Annotated in this window: 3 protein-coding genes; 1 reads left to right on the forward strand and 2 read right to left on the reverse strand. The window is 69.4% G+C overall.

Going from position 1 to position 1,554, the window contains the following annotated elements; all coding sequences use genetic code 11:
* Window positions 1-91 precede the first annotated feature (91 nt).
* Window positions 92-562 (reverse strand): pyridoxamine 5'-phosphate oxidase family protein, encoded by a 471-nt coding sequence (locus tag ABZ281_RS48920; RefSeq protein ID WP_356665263.1) that lies wholly within the window; start codon window positions 560-562, stop codon window positions 92-94.
* A gap of 133 nt (window positions 563-695) precedes the next feature.
* Here ABZ281_RS48920 and ABZ281_RS48925 point away from each other — a divergent pair, with 133 nt between their 5' ends.
* A complete protein-coding gene (locus ABZ281_RS48925) occupies window positions 696-1,346 on the forward strand; it encodes a cysteine hydrolase (protein ID WP_356665265.1) in 651 nt (216 codons plus the stop codon).
* Here ABZ281_RS48925 and ABZ281_RS48930 read toward each other — a convergent pair.
* The coding region (locus ABZ281_RS48930; protein WP_356665267.1) for a Rieske (2Fe-2S) protein at window positions 1,333-1,554 on the reverse strand (222 nt) is incomplete at its 5' end. The two genes, ABZ281_RS48925 and ABZ281_RS48930, sit on opposite strands and share 14 nt — an antisense overlap.

Raw genomic sequence — 1,554 nt, forward strand, 5'->3', positions numbered from 1 at the left:
GGTGAAGGCCCTGCGGGCGGCGGGGGAGAGCGTCGGCTGACGTCCCGGAAACGGCTGCTGTCCAGGCCTCGGCCGGGTTCCGCGCGAGCGGCTACTGCCCGGCCAGCTTGCGGAAGTCCCAGGAGACGACCTTCTCCGGTGTCAGACGGATCCAGGCGTGCCGGCCGTCGTGCGGCATCTCCTCCAAGGCGAAGTTCTTCCGCGCGAACAGCGTCTCCGGCACGTCGAGTTCGGCGCGCAGCTCACCCGTGCGCGGGATCTCGCCCACGAACTCCACGGTGCCCGACAGCTCGGCGCCGCGCAGCTCGTCGTAGTCCTCGCCGGTGTCGACCACGATCGCCACCCGCGGGTCGCGCCGCAGGTCGGTCCACCGCTTGCTGCGCACGACCGAGTACAGCCACATCGAGGCGCCGTCCCAGGCGAACCACAGCGTGCTCACGTGCGGCGCCCCGTCGGCCGACACCGTGGCGACCCGGCAGGTGCGCTGGATGGTCAGGAAGTCGTCCAGCTCGCCCGGCGTCATCATGATCTTCCGGCCTCTGCGCTGCTGCGTGACGGTCATGCGCCCCCTCTTTCTCCCACGTCGTGCCAGAGGAGATCCTCTGACATCACGTCAGAAAAGGATGAGTACTCTTCCGGCCGTGCGCAATGGTGGTTACGCTCGTCCGCCCGGCCACCGGTGACAGGGGAAACCCGTGCCCTCGTACGAAGCGCTCAGCGAGCTCCTTCAACCGCGCAGCACCGTGCTGCTCACCGTCGAGTGCCAGGAGGGCGTCGTCGGGAAGGACAGCGCCCTGCCCGAACTCGCCGAACAGGCACGCGCCGGCGGTGCCCTCGCCAACGTCGCCCGTCTGGTGGCGGCCGCTCACGACGGGGGCGTCCAAGTGGTCCACGCCGTCGCCGAGCGCCGTCCCGACGGCCGCGGCGCCAACAGCAACGCTCGTCTGTTCCGCGCCGCCGCACGTCTGCCCGTCCAGCAGTTGACCGGCACACCTGCGGTGCGGGTGGCTGCTCCGATCGACGTCGCCGAGGAGGACCTCGTCGTACGGCGGCTGCACGGGCTGTCTCCCCTGCAGGGCACCGATGTCGATCCACTGCTGCGCAACCTCGGCTGCCGCACGTTGATCGTCACCGGCGTCTCGGCCAACGTGGCCGTCCCCAATGCCGTGTTCGACGCGGTGAACCGCGGCTACACCGTCGTCGTCCCGTCGGACGCCATCGCGGGAGTGCCGTCCGACTACACCCCCGCGATGATCCGCCACACCCTCGCGTTGGTCGCCATGGTCGCGACCACGGACGAGGTGCTGGCGTGCCTGGAGCGTCCGCGTGCGGTCAGGCGAGCGTGATGGAGTCGCCCTTCACGCTGATCTGCTTCGCCTCCAGCGGCTGGACCGCAGGCCCCTTCTTCACGCTGCCGTCGAGGACGGAGAACTGACTGCCGTGGCAGGCGCAGGAGATGATGTCGTCCTTGAGGTCCACCATCGGACACTTCTGGTGGGCCTTGCCCTGGAGCAACTCGTCGTCGCCACTCTTCACATAGGCCAGACCGTCGAT

Source organism: Streptomyces sp. NPDC006265 (genome assembly GCF_040613555.1).
Lineage (GTDB): Bacteria > Actinomycetota > Actinomycetes > Streptomycetales > Streptomycetaceae > Streptomyces.